General features: G+C 62.3%; 15 protein-coding genes and 1 pseudogene. 4 read left to right on the top strand and 12 right to left on the bottom strand.

What is annotated here, in order from left to right; genetic code table 11:
* The 3 genes from CQ14_RS46900 to CQ14_RS28975 form a co-directional block, all read left to right on the top strand.
* The coding region (locus CQ14_RS46900) for a PrkA family serine protein kinase (protein ID WP_245320586.1) at positions 1–1,013 on the top strand (1,013 nt) is incomplete at its 5' end.
* 13 nt (positions 1,014–1,026) lie between these two features.
* A complete protein-coding gene (locus tag CQ14_RS28980; RefSeq protein WP_057861225.1) occupies positions 1,027–2,304 on the top strand; it encodes a YeaH/YhbH family protein in 1,278 nt (425 codons plus the stop codon).
* On the top strand, positions 2,301–3,845 hold the full coding sequence (locus CQ14_RS28975; RefSeq protein ID WP_057861224.1) for a SpoVR family protein: 1,545 nt from the start codon (positions 2,301–2,303) through the stop codon (positions 3,843–3,845). The genes CQ14_RS28980 and CQ14_RS28975 overlap by 4 nt, the downstream gene beginning before the upstream one ends.
* 66 nt (positions 3,846–3,911) lie before the next feature.
* Here CQ14_RS28975 and CQ14_RS28970 read toward each other — a convergent pair whose 3' ends face one another.
* From CQ14_RS28970 to pqqA, 12 genes and pseudogenes are all read right to left on the bottom strand, one after another.
* Complete coding sequence (locus CQ14_RS28970; protein ID WP_057861223.1) at positions 3,912–4,967, bottom strand: 2-oxoacid:ferredoxin oxidoreductase subunit beta; 1,056 nt, start codon at positions 4,965–4,967, stop codon at positions 3,912–3,914.
* Positions 4,964–6,814 carry a 2-oxoacid:acceptor oxidoreductase subunit alpha gene (locus CQ14_RS28965; protein ID WP_057861222.1) on the bottom strand — a complete coding sequence of 617 codons (1,851 nt, stop codon included), beginning with the start codon at positions 6,812–6,814 and terminating at the stop codon, positions 4,964–4,966. Before CQ14_RS28965 ends, CQ14_RS28970 begins: the two co-directional genes overlap by 4 nt.
* Positions 6,784–7,932: pseudogene (locus CQ14_RS46895) on the bottom strand (FAD-dependent oxidoreductase); the annotation flags it as partial. The pseudogene CQ14_RS46895 and the gene CQ14_RS28965, both read right to left, overlap by 31 nt.
* A 1-nt stretch (position 7,933) precedes the next feature.
* A partial coding sequence (locus CQ14_RS46890; protein WP_245320584.1) for an NAD(P)-binding protein occupies positions 7,934–8,575 on the bottom strand: 642 nt, incomplete at its 3' end.
* A gap of 256 nt (positions 8,576–8,831) precedes the next feature.
* Positions 8,832–10,031: a chromate efflux transporter gene (chrA, locus tag CQ14_RS28955; RefSeq protein WP_057861221.1), complete on the bottom strand. Its 1,200-nt coding sequence runs from the start codon at positions 10,029–10,031 to the stop codon at positions 8,832–8,834.
* A gap of 417 nt (positions 10,032–10,448) precedes the next feature.
* A complete protein-coding gene (locus tag CQ14_RS28950; RefSeq protein ID WP_057861220.1) occupies positions 10,449–11,111 on the bottom strand; it encodes a DUF4286 family protein in 663 nt (220 codons plus the stop codon).
* Positions 11,112–11,122: 11 nt separating this feature from the next.
* A complete protein-coding gene (pip, locus tag CQ14_RS28945) occupies positions 11,123–12,109 on the bottom strand; it encodes a prolyl aminopeptidase (protein WP_057861219.1) in 987 nt (328 codons plus the stop codon).
* On the bottom strand, positions 12,099–13,310 hold the full coding sequence (gene pqqE, locus CQ14_RS28940) for a pyrroloquinoline quinone biosynthesis protein PqqE (RefSeq protein WP_057861218.1): 1,212 nt from the start codon (positions 13,308–13,310) through the stop codon (positions 12,099–12,101). Before pqqE ends, pip begins: the two co-directional genes overlap by 11 nt.
* On the bottom strand, positions 13,307–13,615 hold the full coding sequence (pqqD, locus tag CQ14_RS28935; protein WP_057861217.1) for a pyrroloquinoline quinone biosynthesis peptide chaperone PqqD: 309 nt from the start codon (positions 13,613–13,615) through the stop codon (positions 13,307–13,309). The genes pqqE and pqqD overlap by 4 nt, the downstream gene beginning before the upstream one ends.
* Positions 13,616–13,617: 2 nt before the next feature.
* A complete protein-coding gene (gene pqqC, locus CQ14_RS28930) occupies positions 13,618–14,373 on the bottom strand; it encodes a pyrroloquinoline-quinone synthase PqqC (protein WP_057861216.1) in 756 nt (251 codons plus the stop codon).
* Positions 14,374–14,393: 20 nt separating this feature from the next.
* Entirely contained in the window at positions 14,394–15,323 is a 930-nt protein-coding gene (pqqB, locus tag CQ14_RS28925; protein WP_057861215.1) for a pyrroloquinoline quinone biosynthesis protein PqqB, read from the bottom strand.
* A gap of 144 nt (positions 15,324–15,467) precedes the next feature.
* Positions 15,468–15,548 carry a pyrroloquinoline quinone precursor peptide PqqA gene (gene pqqA / locus CQ14_RS28920; RefSeq protein WP_057835625.1) on the bottom strand — a complete coding sequence of 27 codons (81 nt, stop codon included), beginning with the start codon at positions 15,546–15,548 and terminating at the stop codon, positions 15,468–15,470.
* Positions 15,549–15,916: 368 nt separating this feature from the next.
* Here pqqA and CQ14_RS28915 point away from each other — a divergent pair.
* Positions 15,917–16,114, top strand: a 198-nt coding sequence (locus CQ14_RS28915) for a DUF6894 family protein (protein WP_245320582.1), incomplete at its 5' end; no start/stop codon positions are given.
* Positions 16,115–16,375 lie beyond the last annotated feature (261 nt).

Raw genomic sequence — 16,375 nt, 5'->3', positions numbered from 1 at the left:
GGCAGAGCTTCAAGACCAACAAGAACAACGAAGCCTTCATCGACCGTATCTGCGTCATCAAGGTGCCGTATGTCCTGCGTGTCACCGAAGAGCAGAAGATCTACGAGAAGCTGATCCAGGGCTCCGAACTGGCCGCCGCACCGTGCGCTCCGGCCACGCTGGAAACGATGGCGCGCTTCTCGGTGATGTCGCGCTTGCGCAGGCACGAGAATTCGACCGTGTTCGCCAAGATGCGGATCTATGATGGTGAGAGCCTGAAGGAATCCGATCCGAAGGCGCGCAGCGTTCAGGAATACAGGGATGCTGCCGGTGTCGATGAAGGCATGGATGGCGTTTCGACCCGCTTCGCGTTCAAGGTTCTTGCGGCGACGTTTAACCACGACACCAGCGAGGTCGGTGCCGACGCGGTTCATCTGATGTACACGCTGGAGCAGGCGATCCGGCGCGAGCAGCTTCCCGACGAAGTCGAGAAACGATACCTCGAATTCATCAAGGCTGAACTGGCGCCGCGCTATGCCGAATTCATCGGACACGAGATCCAGAAGGCGTATCTCGAATCCTATTCGGACTACGGGCAGAACCTGTTCGACCGCTATGTCGACTATGCCGATGCCTGGATCGAGGACCAGGATTTCAAGGATCGCGACACCGGACAAATGCTCGATCGCGAACTGCTCAATCAGGAGCTGACCAAGATCGAGAAGCCGGCGGGCATTGCCAATCCCAAGGACTTCCGCAACGAGGTCGTCAAGTTCTCGCTGCGCTCGCGCGCCCAGAACGGCGGCAAGAACCCGGCCTGGACCAGCTACGAGAAGATTCGCGAAGTGATCGAAAAGCGGATATTCTCGCAAGTAGAGGACCTGCTTCCCGTGATTTCGTTCGGCTCGAAGAAAGACGGCGAGACCGAAAAGAAGCACGGCGAGTTTGTCGCGCGCATGGTCGAGCGAGGCTATACCGAGCGGCAAGTTCGCAGGTTGGTCGAGTGGTACATGCGCGTAAAACAGGCAGGCTGAGGCGGATGAGACCGTGGCCATTCACATCGTCGACCGGCGCCTGAATCCGGGTAGCAAGAGTCTGGAAAATCGCCAGCGCTTTCTGCGTCGAGCGAAGGCGTTGGTTCAAGGGGCGGTGAAGAAGTCGTCGCAGGAACGGGACATCAAGGATGTCCTGGAAGGCGGCGAAGTCAGCGTCCCCATCGATGGCATGGACGAGCCGCGCTTCCGCCGCGAGGGCGGCACGCGCGACATGGTGCTGCCTGGAAACAAGAAGTTCGTCGAAGGCGACATGCTGCCGCGGCCGAACCAGAGCGGCGGCAAGGGCAGGGGTGCGGGCGAGGGCGACAGCGAGGATACGTTCCGCTTCGTTCTCAGCCGCGACGAATTTGTCGACCTGTTCCTCGATGACCTCGAATTGCCCGATCTCGCCAAGCGAAAGCTGGCCGAGGTCGAATGCGAGGGCATTCGCCGGGCGGGTTACTCCACATCCGGCTCGCCCGCCAATATTTCGATCAGCCGAACGGTAAGCCGTGCCTTGGCGCGTCGCGTTGCGCTGCGGCGGCCGCGGCCGGAGGAACTGGCGGCGCTCGAAGCCGAGCTTGAGGATTGCAGCGAGGCGCGTCGCGTCGAGGTGCTGGCCGAGATCGAGGCCCTGAAGGCAAAGATCAAACGGATCCCGTTCATCGATCCGATCGACATCCGCTACCGTCGGTTCGAGACGGTGCCGAAGCCGGTGGCGCAGGCCGTGATGTTCTGCCTGATGGACGTTTCCGGTTCGATGACCGAACACATGAAGGATCTCGCCAAGCGCTTCTACATGCTGCTCTATGTGTTCCTGAAGCGGCGTTATCGCCATGTCGAGATCGTCTTCATCCGGCACACCGACCGGGCCGAAGAGGTCGACGAGCAGACGTTCTTCTACGGACCGGCTTCCGGTGGCACGCTGGTGTCGAGCGCATTGCAGGCGATGCACGACATCGTGCGCACGCGCTTCCGCCCCGAGGACTGGAACATCTATGCCGCGCAGGCTTCCGACGGCGACAATTCATACGCGGATGGCGAGGTCGCAGGCCGGCTTCTGACCGACAAGATACTGCCGGTCAGCCAGTTCTTTGCCTATCTGGAGGTCGGCCAGGAAAACGGCCTGTCCTACGAAATGCCCAATTCGGCCCTGTGGACCCTTTATGAGGGCCTGCGCGCGAACGGCGCGCCGCTGTCGATGCGCAAGGTCAACGAACGCAGCGAGATCTTCCCGGTGTTTCACGATCTCTTCCAGCGCCGTACCCAGCAGGAAAGGACTGCGTCATGACCGCGACCGACCAGTTGCTGTTTCAGGGCGCCGACTGGGACTTCCGGACGCTGCAGAAGATCTGCGATACCTGCGAGCAGGTTGCGTGCGATGAATTGGGGCTCAATGTCTACCCCAACCAGATCGAGGTCATTACCGCCGAGCAGATGCTGGATGCGTATTCGTCCGTCGGCATGCCGCTGTTCTACAAGCACTGGTCATTCGGCAAGCACTTTGCCTTTCAGGAGGCATCCTATCGCAAGGGACTGATGGGGCTGGCCTACGAGATCGTCATCAACTCGTCGCCGTGCATTTCCTACCTGATGGAGGAAAACACCGCGACGATGCAGACGCTGGTGATCGCGCACGCCGCCTTCGGCCACAATCATTTCTTCAAGAACAACTATCTGTTCAAGCAATGGACGGATGCCGACGGCATTCTCGATTATCTCGAATTCGCCAAGCGCTACGTGGCGCATTGCGAGGACCGTCACGGCCGGCAGGCGGTCGAGCACACGCTCGATGCCGCGCACGCCTTGATGTCGCACGGCATCGATCGCTATCCCGGCAAGAAGAGTCTCGACCTGCGCGCCGAGGAAAAGCGGGCGGGCAGGCGCCGTGCGCATGAGGAGGCCGCATTCAACGATTTGTGGCGCACCGTTCCGGGCGGCAAGGTGAAGAGCAGCGCGATACTGGATGTCGAACGCCGCCGCCAGATGCTCGGCCTGCCGCAGGAAAACCTGCTGTATTTTCTCGAGAAGACCGCGCCACGCCTGCGCCCCTGGCAGCGCGAATTGCTGCGGATCGTGCGCCACATCGCGCAATATTTCTATCCGCAGAGCCAGACCAAGGTCATGAACGAGGGCACGGCGACCTACGTTCACTATCGCATCATGAACCGGCTGCATCAGCAGGGACGGCTGACGGACGGAAATTTCCTCGAATTCCTGCAGTCGCACACCAACGTGGTGTTCCAGCCCGAATTCGACGATCCGCGTTATTCCGGCTTCAACCCGTATGCGCTGGGATTTGCGATGATGCAGGACATCGAGCGCATCGTCACCGATCCGGACGCCGAGGATCGCGAGTGGTTCCCGGATATCGCCGGCAAGGGCGATGCCATGGCCGTGCTGCGCGACATCTGGGCCAATTATCGCGATGAAAGCTTCATCAGCCAGTTCATGAGCCCGCGGCTGATGCGGCAGTTCCGCCTGTTCCATCTGCATGACGATCCGGAGGAGCGCGCCGGCATCCTGGTCGACGCCATCCACAACGAGCGCGGCTACCGCCGGCTGCGGCGCGAACTGGCGCGGCAGTACGACGTCGGCTTCATCGATCCGAATATCGAAGTCGTCGATGTCGACCTTGCCGGCGATCGTCGGCTGATGTTGCGCCACACCGTGGTGAAGGGCGCCCAGCTCACCGAGACCGACACCAAGCGCGTGCTGCAGCACCTCGCCGATCTCTGGAGCTATGACGTGTCGCTCGTTGAAGCCGATGCCGCCGGCACGGTCCTGAAGGAGTACGTCGCGCATCCGCGGAACCTGGCCGCGGCGGCGTAGCCGGCTTTACCACGTCATCAGTCCCTCATGTGGATGAGGGGCTTGAGCAGCTTTGATGCAGTAGGACTACCGCAGGCTGGCGTTGATCTTTTCCAGCGCCGTCGTGCCGGGGCACAGGTCCTTGGCTTCAAGCGTATTGAGCGGCGTCTCGACGGTGTCGAGATGGGTGTGCAGGTCTTCCGCATCCGGATCGACGTAGAGCAGCCCGGTGACCACCTGTCCCTTGGCGGCGTGCTTTTGCAGGAAGGTCATGGCCGCGAGACGATCGTTGGCGTCGTAGTCGGCATCGATCTTGCGCAGCGCCAGCCGCGTGCCGTCATGCTGTTCGACCACCTGCACCGTGCCCGGCGCATACTCCACCGTAATCGGGTCGCGGCCGGTGAGTACGTCGAGCCGGTTCACCGCGTCATTGTGCTCGCGGACATAATCAAAACTCTTGGTCGAGCCGGCATGGTTGTTGAAGGCGATGCAGGGGCTGATGACGTCGATGAAGGCCGCGCCCTTGTGCCGGATCGCGGCGGCGATCAGCGGCACCAGCTGGCTTTTGTCGCCGGAGAAGCTGCGCGCCACGAAGCTCGCGCCGAGTTGCAGCGCGATCGCCACCAGGTCGATGGCGTTGTCGGTGTTCATCACGCCCTTCTTGGACTTCGAGCCGCGGTCGGCGGTCGCCGAGAACTGGCCCTTGGTCAGGCCGTACACGCCGTTGTTCTCGACGATGTAGGTCATGTTGACGGCGCGCCGGATCGAATGCGCGAACTGGCCGAAGCCGATCGAAGCACTGTCGCCGTCGCCGGAGACGCCGAGATAGATCAGGTCGCGGTTGGCGAGGTTGGCGCCGGTCAGCACCGACGGCATGCGGCCGTGCACCGAGTTGAAGCCGTGCGAATTGCCGAGGAAATAGTCCGGCGTCTTCGACGAGCAGCCGATGCCGGAAATCTTGGCGACGCGATGCGGCTCGATCGACAGCTCGTAGCAGGCTTCGATGATCGACGCCGTGATCGAGTCGTGGCCGCAACCGGCGCACAGCGTCGAGATCTTGCCCTCGTAGTCGCGGTGCGTGTAGCCGAGATCGTTCTTCTTCAGGCCGGGATGATGAAATTTGGGCTTTGCAATGTAGGTCATGACACAGCCTTGCGGAGAGGGGTCACCTTGAGATGGTCCTGGTGGTCGCCAATGGCGTTGGCGATGAAGCGCGCGGTGATCGGTGTGCCGTCATAGTGCAGGATCGGTACCAGCCGGACCGGATCGATGCCGTTCTCGTTGACGATCAATTGCCGCAACTGGGCATCGCGGTTCTGCTCGACCACGTAAACGAAATCATGGTCGGCGATGAAGCTTGCCACGCTGGAGTGGAACGGGAAGGCGCGGATGCGCATGCGGTCGAGCTGGTGCCCGCGCGCTTCCAATAGCCCGATCGCCTCGTCCATTGCGGGCGCGGTCGAGCCGAAATAGATCACGCCGTATTTGGTCGGCTTGGCGGCGTTGGCCTGCAACGGCCGCGGCACCAGGTCCTGCGCGGTCTCGAACTTGCGCACCAGCCGTTGCATGTTGTCGGCGTAGACAGCGCCTTCTTCCGAGTAGCGGGCGTAGCGGTCGCGCGAGGTGCCGCGGGTGAAGAACGAGCCTTTTGTCGGATGCGTGCCCGGATAGGTGCGGTAGGGAATGCCGTCGCCGTCGACGTCGAGATAGCGGCCGAAATCGCGGCCCGGCTCGTCGAGCATTGCCGCCGTCATCACCTTGCCGCGGTCATACTGCCTCGCGTCGTCCCACTTCAGCGGGCGGCAGAGGCGGTGATTCATGCCGATGTCGAGATCGAGCATCAGGAAGATCATGGTCTGCAGCCGATCGGCGAGATCGAACGACTGTGCCGCGAACTCGAACGCTTCCGCCGGGTCTTCCGGGAACAGCAGGACGTGCTTGGTGTCGCCGTGCGAAGCGTAGGCGCAGGCAATGATGTCGCATTGCTGGGTGCGCGTCGGCATACCCGTCGAAGGGCCGGCGCGCTGGATGTTCATGATGACAGCCGGAATTTCCGCAAAATACGACAGGCCGATGAATTCGGTCATCAGGGAAATGCCGGGACCGGAGGTCGCGGTAAAAGCCCGCGCGCCATTCCAGGAGGCGCCGATCACGATGCCGATGGAAGCAAGCTCGTCCTCGCCCTGGACGATTGCGTACTTCGCCTTGCCCGTCTCGGGGTCGTGCCGCAGCTTCTTGCAGTGGCTCGTGAAGGCCTCCGCCACCGACGAGGACGGCGTGATCGGATACCAGGCGCAGACGGTGGCGCCGCCATAGACGGCGCCGAGCGCGGCCGCGCTGTTGCCCTCGATGAAGATGCGGTCGCCGACCTTGTCTGATTTTTTCACCCGCAGCCCGATCGGGCATTTCAGGTTCTGCAGCGCCCAGTCGCGGCCGAGATGCAGCGCGTGGACGTTCGACGACAATAGCTTTTCCTTGCTCTTGTACTGTTCGCCGATCAGTTGCTCGACCAGCTTGGGGTCCATGTCGAGCAGGGCGCAGAGCGCGCCGAGATAGATGATGTTCTTGAACAGCTGGCGCTGGCGCGGATCGGTGTAGGTCGAGTTGGTGATCGCGGTCAACGGCACCCCGATCACGTTGATGTCGGCGCGGAATTTCGACGACGGGATCGGCTTGGTCGAATCGTAGAACAGATAGCCGCCGGGCTCGATCGAGGCGACGTCCTTGTCCCAGGTCTGCGGGTTCATCGCCACCATCATGTCGACGCCGCCGCGGGCGCCGAGATGGCCGGCTTCGGTGACGCGCACCTCGTACCAGGTCGGCAGGCCCTGGATGTTGGAGGGGAAGATGTTGCGCGGGGAGACCGGCACGCCATGACGCAGGATCGAGCGCGCGAACAGTTCGTTGGCGCTCGCCGAACCCGAGCCGTTGACGTTGGCGAAGCGGACGACGAAGTCGTTTACGCTGCTGATCGGGCTTTGGTCTGGCATGTTGATCCCGCGTGAGTCATATCGATGAGGTACTTTTGCATGTCCCAGGCGCCGGTCGGGCAGCGCTCGGCACACAGCCCGCAATGCAGGCAGACGTCCTCGTCCTTCACCATGACGCGGCCGGTCTTGAGCCCTTCGGCGACGTAGAGCGCCTGGTCGTGGTTCGGCGACGGCGCCTTCAGCCGCTGCCGCAAATCCTCTTCCTCGCCGTTTTGCGTGAAGGTGATGCAGTCCATCGGGCAGATGTCGACGCAGGCGTCGCATTCGATGCAGGCGGGCGCCGAGAATATGGTCTGCACGTCGCAGTTCAGGCAGCGCTGCGCCTCGCCGAGCGCGAGCTTGACGTCATAGCCGAGCTCGACCTCGGTCTTGATGTCCTTTAGCGCGATCACCTTGTCGCGGTGCGGCACCTTGTAGCGCTTGTCGCCGGAGATGTCGTTGTCGTAGCTCCACTCGTGGATGCCCATCTTCTGCGAGGAGACGTGCACTTCAGGCAGCGGGCGTTCGTTGATGTCCTCGCCGGAGATCATCTTGTGGATCGACAGCGCGGCGTCATGACCATGCGCCACCGCCCAGATGATGTTCTTCGGTCCGAACGCGGCGTCGCCGCCGAAGAAGACTTTCGGGTTGGTCGACACGAACGTCTTGGGATCGACCTGCGGCATGTTCCACTTGTCGAACTCGATGCCGCAATCGCGCTCGATCCAGGGGAAGGCATTCTCCTGGCCGACCGCAACCAGCACGTCGTCGCAGGGGATGGTCTGGTCCGGCTCGCCCGAGGGAACGAGATTGCGGCGGCCCTTGGCGTCGTATTCAGCCTTCACCTTCTGGAAGGTGACGCCGATCAGCTTGCCGTTCACCTGCTTGAACGCGACCGGCACCATGTAATTGAGGATCGGAATGTCCTCGTGGATGGCGTCTTCCTTCTCCCAGGGGCTCGCCTTCATTTCCTCGAAGCCGGAACGCACGATGACCTTGACGTCCGTGCCGCCGAGCCGGCGCGCGGTGCGGCAGCAATCCATCGCAGTATTGCCGCCGCCGAGCACGATCACACGTTTGCCGATCTTCTCGACATGGCCGAACGAGACCGAAGCCAGCCACTCGATGCCGATGTGAATNGGCGTCCTTGCGGCCGGGAATATCGAGTTCACGGCCGCGCGGCGCGCCGGAGCCGATGAAGATCGCGTCGTAATTTTCGGCGAGCAGCTTTTTCAAGCTGTCGATGCGGTGCCCACCCTTGAACTCGACGCCGAGGTTGAGGATGTAATCGGTTTCCTCGTCGATGACCGTATCGGGCAGGCGGAATTTCGGAATCTGGCTCCGCATCATGCCGCCCGCCTTCGGGTCGGAATCGAACACGGTGCAGTGATAGCCGAGCGGCGCCAGATCGCGCGCTACCGTGAGCGAGGCGGGACCGCAGCCGACCAGCGCGATGCGCTTGCCGTTCTTCGCGACCGGCTTCGGCAAACGGTGCCTGATGTCGTCCTTGAAGTCGGCGGCGACGCGCTTCAGGCGGCAGATCGCGACCGGATTATCCTCGACGCGGCCGCGCCGGCATGCCGGCTCGCATGGACGATCGCAGGTGCGTCCCAGAATTCCGGGAAACACATTCGATTTCCAGTTAATCATATAGGCGTCGCTATAACGCCCCTCGGCAATCAAACGGATGTATTCGGGAACCGGTGTGTGTGCGGGGCAGGCCCATTGGCAATCGACCACCTTGTGAAAGTAGTCTGGCGCCGAGATATCAGTCGGTTTCATTCCTACCTTGTCCGCGCCAACAACCGGAACGCGGCCTTATTTTGCTTATGGAGCGCTTAGCGAGCGTTCTTGTGGTTTTTGAATTGGATCATAGGCTTATCTTATTAGAGCCATTCCAGACCCGGCACAAAGGCAATTTTGCGCGATCTCCCGCTTTCAAATGCATGGAGACGTGGACTTAGCGTCGCAGCGTTGATGTGGCACTGCAGCATGTGCAGTGCAGCTTTTTATTCAATGCTGAATGAACAAGCAGACGTCAGATCATCCGCAACGCAGCGCCGGCCGCCGCGAGAATGACGACGACGATCCATGGCGGCAGTTTCCAAACCGTCAGCAGCAGGAAGCCCGCAAGCGCCACCGCGAAATCGCGCGGGGTGAGAACGGCGCTGGTCCAGACCGGATTGTAGAGCGCGGCGCCGAGGATGCCGACGACGGCGGCATTGGTGCCGCGCATCGCGGCCTGTGCGGCGGGACGCTGGCGTAACGCGTCCCAGAACGGCAGCATGCCGTAGACCAGCAGCAGTCCCGGCAACGACAAGGCGACGAGCGCAATCACGGCTCCGGCGAGGCCGTTGGGAGCAGGGCCCGTGACAGCGCCGAGATAGGCCGCAAAGGTGAAGAGGGGGCCGGGCACGGCTTGCGCCATGCCATAGCCGGCGAGGAAGTCCGCATTGCTGACCCAGCCCGGCGTCACCACTTCCGCCTGCAGCAGCGGCAGCACGACATGTCCGCCGCCGAACACCAGCGCGCCGGAACGGTAGAACGCGTCGAACAGGGCAAGTCCCTGCGAGCCGGTTTTTGCCGTCACCAGCGGCGTGACCAGGAACAGCACCGCGAACAGCACAAGCGCGGCGACGCCAAGCCGATGCGACACTGAAAATCCGAGATGGCCGGTTGGCTCAGGTCCTTCTCCACGGCACAGCCACAGTCCGGCTGCCGCGCCAACCGCGATGGCGCCGATCTGCCCAAACGATCCGCCGATGAAGACCACGATCGCAACGGCCGCAAGCGCGATGGCGGCGCGCTCGCGGTCGGGCGTGAGACTTCTGGCCATGCCCCAGATCGCCTGCGCCACGACGGCAACCGCGACCAGCTTGAGCCCGTGCAGCACACCTTCGGCGAACGGGCCGGTGAAGACCGTCGCGCCGAGCGCAAAGGCGAACATGACGACGGCGGAGGGCATGGTGAAGGCGAACCACGCCGCCAATCCGCCGAGCAGGCCGTTGCCGCGAAAGATGCCGAGCGTGAAGCCGACCTGGCTGGACGCAGGCCCCGGCAGGAACTGGCACAGCGCAACAATGTCGGCATAGCTGCTTTCGCTCAGCCATTTCCGCCGCTCGACGAATTCGGTTCTGAAATAGCCGAGATGCGCAATCGGCCCGCCGAACGACGTGAGGCCGAGCTTGAGGAAGGCGGCGAAAATCTCGGCGACGGTACCCGCGGACTTTTCCGCCATGCAATGCGACTCCAGTGTCGGCTGAAGATACCGGGAACCGACAACCTCACCAACCGGTTGGAGTGACCTTCATCTAAGGCATCGAGGACATCAGTTCACGGAGAGCATTAGCAACACAATTGAGAGCGATGTTAGAGACTTCGGCGGAAGCTCTCATCTGTCTTCTCAAGGCGTTCGACCATTATGCGAAGAGGAATCGAGGTCGCCTGACGCAAGCGTTGGTCGTGTGGCCCCGCTCTGAACCGAGCAAGCCTTGCGAGAGAGCTAGTCTCAGCTACCAGTTTACCGACGTCATGTTAACAGCACCTTATCCGTGGTTCTACGGAGCGACATTGCCAGTTTCCGTTCCGGAACGTCGCGATCAAGCCGCCGACCGCCCACGCAACTTCGCGCAGCCGTCGGGCGGTAGCGAACGCGCTAGCCGATATCGCTCTTCGCCAGATCCCACATCAGGCGGTAGATACCGCTCGAGATCGTAAGCGGCTTCAATGTGATGTTGCCGCTGAAGCGCAGCATGGCCGCCGGCAGTGCGCTGACATCCGTGGCATCGATCAGCACGAACCAGTCGCCGGCGCCGGGATTGGGCGCGGCGGGATCGTCGGTGATCGGCTTCGACAGCGCCGGGTCGCTCTCGATCAGGTGCAGCGAAATGATCCCGTCGAGCTGCGCCGGATCGAGCTGCTCGTGCAAGGCGGCGCGCAGCTTGTCCTCGCCGCCCGATGGCCGCAGCCGGATGATGCCGAGCGCTGCACCGCGGCCGGTACCCCGGCTGATCGTGATGCGCGCGACCGCACGGATCATGTTCTGGAAGCGGGCGATGTTGGCCTTCGACCACGCCGTCTGGTTCGCCAGTGCGGTGCGATAGGCCGGGCTGTCCAGCACCTCGAAAGTCTTGGTGGAATAGAGGCTGAGATATTTCGGGTTGCCGTCATGGGCGACATAGCGGCGGGCTTCGAGGAAACCCTCGATCGCAACGCGCTCTTCGAGATGCTCGCGGTCGTACCAGCGATTGAAATCGGCTTCGTGCTCGGCGTCGACGTTCATCGACGTCAGCAGCATGCCTTTTCCCGCCATCGGCATTTTCTTGATTCCTATTTACTGGTTCGGGACGCCATGTCGGCGATCGCCTTCATCACGGCGTCGCGAACGCCGGGGTCGTACAGCGTGTGGCCGGCGCCCTCGATCACGCGGATTTCGGCCTCGCGCCAGATCGCCGCGAGCGCATGCGAGGTCGCGGGTGGACACAGCAGGTCGTAGCGGCCCTGCACGATGATGCCGGGGATGCCTTTGAGCCTGCCCGCTTCGTGTAACAATTGGTTCGGCTGCATGAAGCAGTCGTTGGAGAAGTAGTGCGCTTCCATGAACGGCGTGGCCGGCGTGCTCTTTGACGAATTGAGCGCCGTCAGATCGAGGCGGGTGCGGTTTGGCGTGTGTTCGGAAAGAATACGTTCGGTCTCGCCCCAGGCCCGCGCTGCGGGAATATGCACGTCGGGATTGGAGTCGAGGATTCTGCGAAAATAGGCCTGCAGCGGTTGCGCGCGTTCGTCTTCGGGCAGCATGCTCAGGAAGTCGTCGTAAAGGCCGGGATAAAACCCTGGCAACGTGTTGAGAAATCCGTTCTCGATTTCCTCTGATGTGCCGAGGAAGGTCGCACGCAACACGAGTCCGGTGACGCGCTCGGGATGGGCTTCTGCATAGGCCAGCGCCAGCGTCGCGCCCCAGGAGCCGCCGATGACCATCCAGCGCTTGAAGCCGAATTTCTCGCGGATCGCCTCCATGTCCGCGATCAGATGGGGCAGCGTGTTGGCTTCGCGGCTTCCCTTGGGACGGCTGCGGCCGGCGCCGCGCTGGTCGAACAGCACCGCATGAAAGCGCTCGGGATCGAACAGCCGGCGATGGTCCGGCTGGCAGCCGCTGCCGGGCCCGCCATGCAGATAGACCGCGGGAATGCCGCTCGCGCAGCCGACGCTTTCGACATAGATGTCGTGACCGTCGCTGACCGCAAGCTGCTCCGACGTCAGCGGGGCAAACGGATCGGCGCGTTTGATGGATTTTCCGGCATCGGCGTCAGGCGCCATGCTCGCCTTCCGTCTCCAGCGTGCCGCCGGCGAAATTGCGATAGAGGAAGCGGTCCTGGTGCGCGGCGGCCTCGCGCTCGGCCTGCTTGAAGATCTGCTCATGCATCGGCGACAGCGTGCAGGCCGGATCGGTATTGCCGGCATCACCCGTCAGCGCAAAGGCCTGGCAGCGGCAGCCGCCGAAATCGACCTCGCGGAACTCGCAGCTCTTGCATGGCTCGGGCATCCAGCCGGTGCCGCGATAGCGGTTGAAGGCCTCGGAATTCTGCCAGATCCAGGCGATCGAATGGTTCGAGCGCACGGATTCGAATTCGAGCCCGGTGATGCTCTCCGCCGCATGGCAGGGCAGCACCTTGCCGGCGGGCGAAATGTTGAAGAACTGCCGGCCCCAGCCGCCCATGCATTTCTTCGGTCGCAGCGCGTAATAATCCGGCACCACATAGTCGATGGCGAGAATGCCCTTCAGCCGCGTCGCGGCCTCCTCGACGATGCGGCTGGTTTCCTCGATCTGTTCGAGCGTCGGCATCAGGGCGGCGCGGTTCTTCAAGGCCCAGCCGTAATACTGGACGTTGGCGACTTCTAGCCGGTCGGCATCGAGATCGACCGCCATCTGGATGATGTCGGAGAGCTGGTGCAGGTTCTGGCGGTGCATGACCGCGTTCACCGTCAGCGGCATGTCGAGCTCGCGCGTCCACTTCGCGGCTTCGAGCTTCTTCTCATGCGAATTCTTCAATCCGGCGACGCGGTCGGCCACGACGGGCTCGTTGCCCTGGAAACTGATCTGCACATGGCAGAGCCCGGCATCGGCGAGCGCCGAGAGCTTCTCCTTCGTCAGCAGCACCGCCGAGGTAATGAGGTTGCTGTACAGCCCGACATCGGTCGCGTGCTGCACCAGTTCGACCAGGTCCTTGCGCGCGGTGGGCTCGCCGCCGGAGAAATGGATCTGCAACACGCCGATCTCGGCAAGCTCGCTCAAGACCTTCTTCCACTCCTCGGTGGTCAATTCAGCGCCCGCACGGTCAAGCTCGACCGGATTGGAGCAATAGGGGCATTGCAGCGGGCAGCGGTGGGTCAATTCGGCGAGCACGGCGAGGGGAATGCCGAACGTCTCCGCCGTCGAACGGTTCTGCTCGAGCACCGCAAGCCCGTCGCTGGGTGCGGCGGTGCCGGCGGTTTTGCCATCTGCGAGAATGTCGCTCATGACGTCTTCTCACGCGCTTCGGTCAGAAAACCCTTGTCGGCGAGGTCCTGCAGCATCGCGATGACGTCGGTGCCAATCGCCTCGCGGGGAGCTGTGTATTTGATGGTAAGCTGGTCGATGATGTCGCCGACGCTGCGCACGCCGTCGCAGAGCTGCAGAACCTCGACCGCGATCTCGTCCGGCGCCAGAACCCGCTCCGGCGCCAGGATCACCCAGACCTGCCGCGTCTCATCGAATTTCAGCTTGGCGTGGCGCGGCAATTTCGGCCGGCTCTCCTCGCTGACACTGATGTTGCGGCTCGCCATCGCTAATCCCCTTTGGGCACGAACGCGCCGGGCGGTATGTGGCCCTCGACATAGGCATGATACAGCGCGTCGAGCTGAACCCATAGCACATTGGTCTTGAAGATCAGCGCATTGCAGACCGCCTCGCGCTCGGCCTGCGTCTTCGCGTGCGCCTTGACGTATTCGAGCGCAAAGCCTGCGTCGCGCGGCGCCTGGCTCAGGCGGCGGCTGAAATAGCTCATGATGTCGGGATTGACGAAATCATAGTGCTGCAGCATCCCGGAGATGCGCTCCTCGTGCAGGTTCGGCGCGAACAATTCCGTCAGTGAGGAGGCGATCGCTTCCAGCGGCGTCTTGTCCCGGCAGAAATGCACATAGGCTTCCACGGCAAACCGCGTTGCCGGAAGGATGCCCTCGGTCGATTCCACATAGGCGCTGTCGAGCCCGAGCCCTTCGGTCAGCTTCAGCCAGCGCTCGATGCCGCCTTCGCTGCCAACGTCGCCATCATGATCCTCGATGCGGTGCCGCCACTCGACCCGCGTCGCACGATCGCGGAACCGGGAGATCACCATCGCATCCTTCAGCGGGATCGTGCTCTGGTAATAATAGCGGTTCAGCGCCCAGGCCTGCACCTGTCCCTTGTGGAGCTTGCCGCCGTGCAACAGCCGATGGAACGGATGCAGGCTGTGATAGCGCGTCGCGCCGATATGGCGGAGCGTCGCCTCCAATTCCTCGGCATTGTTGAGCGTAATGCCCTTGCCGATCGAGAGCGCGGTCATTCCGCTGGTGGGCACGACATTCACAGCGTGATCTCCGTTCCGTCGGCTGGAATCTGCCAGCCCGCCTGTTCCAGTGCCGTTCGCTCGTCCGAGCCGGAGAGCAAAGCGGGGTTGGAGTTGTTGATATGCAAGAACACCCTGCGGCCGATGTCGAGGCCGGCAAGGCTCTCGATCGCCCCATGTTCGCCCGACATCGAAATATGGCCCATGCTCTGTCCCGTCTTGGTGCCGAGGCCCTGGACGATCAATTCATCGTCGCGCCACACCGTGCCATCAAAGAACACCAGCGCGGCGCCGGAAAGGCGCGATTTGAGATCGTCGGTCACGTCAGCGCAGGCGGCCAGGAAATAGAAGTACTTGCCGCTGGCCTTGTCCAGAATCCGCAAGCCCAGCGTATCGCCCGCGGCATCGCCGCCCGCCGGATGCGCCTTGCCTTCGAGATACCATGCGCCCTTGCCGGGAACCGCGAAGGGAAGGATTTCGATGCCGGACGGCGAGCCGTCGGGCAGGGTGGGCTCGAACGCGACGTCCGTCTCGATCGGCCGCCGCTTGACGTTGTTTTCGCCCAGCACGTTAAAGATGCTGTTGGATCGCAAAATCGCAAGCACCCGCTCATGCGCATAGAGCGTGAACGGCGATCCCTCTCGCATCGACAACAGCCCGGCGACCGCATCGACTTCGCCATTGGTCAGGATCACGCCGGCGATCGGATTGTGCCTGAGTTGCCCGGCTTTGGGATGAAGCTGCGGCGTCGCGATCAATTGCTGGCGCAGGTCGGGCGAGGCATTAACGAGATACCAGTGCTCGCCATCGGCGCTGACCGCGATCGAGGCCTGGGTGCTCTGCAATTCCCGAGTTTCGGTTCGTGCCTTCGTGCACACCGCACAACCGCAGTTCCACTGCGGAACGCCGCCACCGGCCGCGGCGCCCAGGACGACGACGCGAAGCATGATCCGTCTCCTGGAGAATCAAACTTGAAGATGCGAACTGATACAAACACCACGAGGTGGACTCCGGGCTCAAGCACAACCCCGCCATCGGGGATGCGTCATGCCCGCAAATCCACCTGCGTGAGAAACGATAGGCGCTACCGCTTACTTGCGGGTGGCGCACATATACATGTTGATTTCCATGCCGACCGGCACTTCGACGATTTTCGGCGCTTTCCAGGCCATTTAGCCTCTCCCTTTGCTACCGGACGAACACCGCCCATATCCTTAAGGTACTGCGGATCAAAAAGTTCGCCAGTTAAATCTTTTTCCCGGAACCCCTAATTGTTATGCTGCGCTGCAAAGGGGTTTTCACGGTGTTGTGCGGGGCGTTCCGGTCAAATCAACGTGGGATCAAGCATTTCTCGGTTGTTCGCAGCGCCGCGAATGGCAATTTTGGAAGGACGGAGCGCTGCCGGCTCCGCAAAAGAACGTGTAAGACAGTGGCGGCCTCCGGTGGCGGGGTCCTAACGGAATCAGGTTTCAGCCGATGCCGAGNNNATATTATTTCAACACCCGTATCGGCGATGAGCTGATTTCCGATCCCGACGGTNGAAGTGCTGGTCGATCCCGATCGCGCCTGGGAAATGGCGCGCGCCATGATCCGGGAACTGCTCAAGACGGACGGCGCCGAGGGTGCGCTTCTCAGCGCGACCATCGAAGTCACCGACGACGACGGCGAGATCGTGCTGGAGTTTCCGTTCTCGGAAGCGATCCTCGACGCACCCGGCGGCTCACTCACCAGGCACTGACGATCCCGCAACCGATGGTCGCCGGAGCTTTGCGCTGCATTCGTTGTGGCAGTGCAACCTCCAAGCGCGAAGTTTTCCGATTGCACATTGGCGGACAAATATGGAGAGTGCCGGCCGGCAAAGCCTCCGGCGCCGGCATCATGCGACGCCCGCGCGATGAGAAGGGCTTTCCGCCAGGGAGAACGCCCATGATGAACTATCTGTCGGTGCCGCGCAGCCTGCTGCTGTCCGGCGCTTTTCTGAGTGCCTTGACGCTGGGAG

It is taken from the genome of Bradyrhizobium lablabi, assembly GCF_001440475.1.
Taxonomy (GTDB): Bacteria; Pseudomonadota; Alphaproteobacteria; order Rhizobiales; family Xanthobacteraceae; genus Bradyrhizobium; species Bradyrhizobium lablabi.
This window is presented reverse-complemented; position numbering and strand designations above follow the sequence as displayed.